Here is a 1,039-nt window from a genome sequence, read left to right on the forward strand (position 1 = left end):
GGGGATGCGGTGGCGTTCGCGGCGGAGGTAGCCGTGGGTCTCCAGCTCGCGTAGGGCGGCGGCGATTCGGGTTTTGCCCTCGGGGAAGCGGGTGGCGAGGGTGTTGATGTCGGTGCGGGCGCCTGTGGGGAGGGACTGGATGTGGACGCCGAGTCCGATCGCCAGGGCGGACAACTGCGGGTGTTGGGCGAGGTGGTTGCCGATGACCGTGAAGCGGGTGGTGTGGCGGGAGTTGTCGTGGGTGAGTCCCACTCCGGGTGTCGCCGCATGGTGCCGCTGGTTCGGGTGTTTGTCGGCGGTGTGCCGGGACCGGGCGTGCGGGGGCGCGGTAATGTCGTGCGTATCCATCGGGAAGCGTTCTCTTCCTTGGTGGTTAGGCCCTCGCCTTGGGATTGCCGTCCCGGCGAGGGCCGTTGTATGTCTGCGGTTGTGTTGCGCTGAGCGTAGATCACGCAACCTGCCCGGAATCCAGTCGAGTTGGTCATGTTCACCCACATGGGTGAATCGACGTCCTGTCGGCGGGAGGGTGGGGTGGGGTTTGGTGGGGGTTCTTTCACCGTCGTGGTTCTTGGGAAAGGGCGTCACCTTCACCGGAGTTCGGGTTTTCGGAGTCCGGTGCGGGGGCGAGGACGAGTTCGGCCCAGACGGTTTTGCGGGGGCGTCGGGCGGGGGCCCAGCCCCAGCGGTCGGCGAGGGCGTCGACGAGCAGCAGGCCGCGGCCCGACTCCCCGTCCGGCGTGGCGTCTTGGGGGCAGGGTGGGAGGTCGTCGCGGGTGTCGGTGACCTCGATGCGCAGGGTGGTGGCGATGACGCAGAGCATGAGTCTGAAGTCCCGGCCGGGGACGCGGCCGTGGGTGCTCGCGTTGGTGGCGAGTTCGGCGACGAGTTGGCGGGCGGGGTCCAAGGGGAGTCCCCAGGCGCGGAGTTGTTCCGTCGCGAGGAGGCGGGCCAGGCGGGCGCCTCGTGGGGTGGAGGACAGCTGCACGCTGAAGTTGCGCGTGGAGTAGGTGGGTTGGGTTTCGGGGGTGGAGGTTCCCTG

General features: G+C 68.8%; 2 protein-coding genes. Both read right to left on the reverse strand.

Annotated elements, in window-relative coordinates:
• A partial coding sequence (locus ACWIHT_RS47240) for a helix-turn-helix domain-containing protein (protein ID WP_456174836.1) occupies window positions 1–348 on the reverse strand: 348 nt, incomplete at its 3' end.
• A gap of 205 nt (window positions 349–553) precedes the next feature.
• On the reverse strand, window positions 554–985 hold the full coding sequence (locus tag ACWIHT_RS47245) for an ATP-binding protein (protein ID WP_456174838.1): 432 nt from the start codon (window positions 983–985) through the stop codon (window positions 554–556).
• Between the last annotated feature and the right edge of the window lie 54 nt (window positions 986–1,039).

The organism is Streptomyces sp. NPDC002276, from assembly GCF_053891435.1.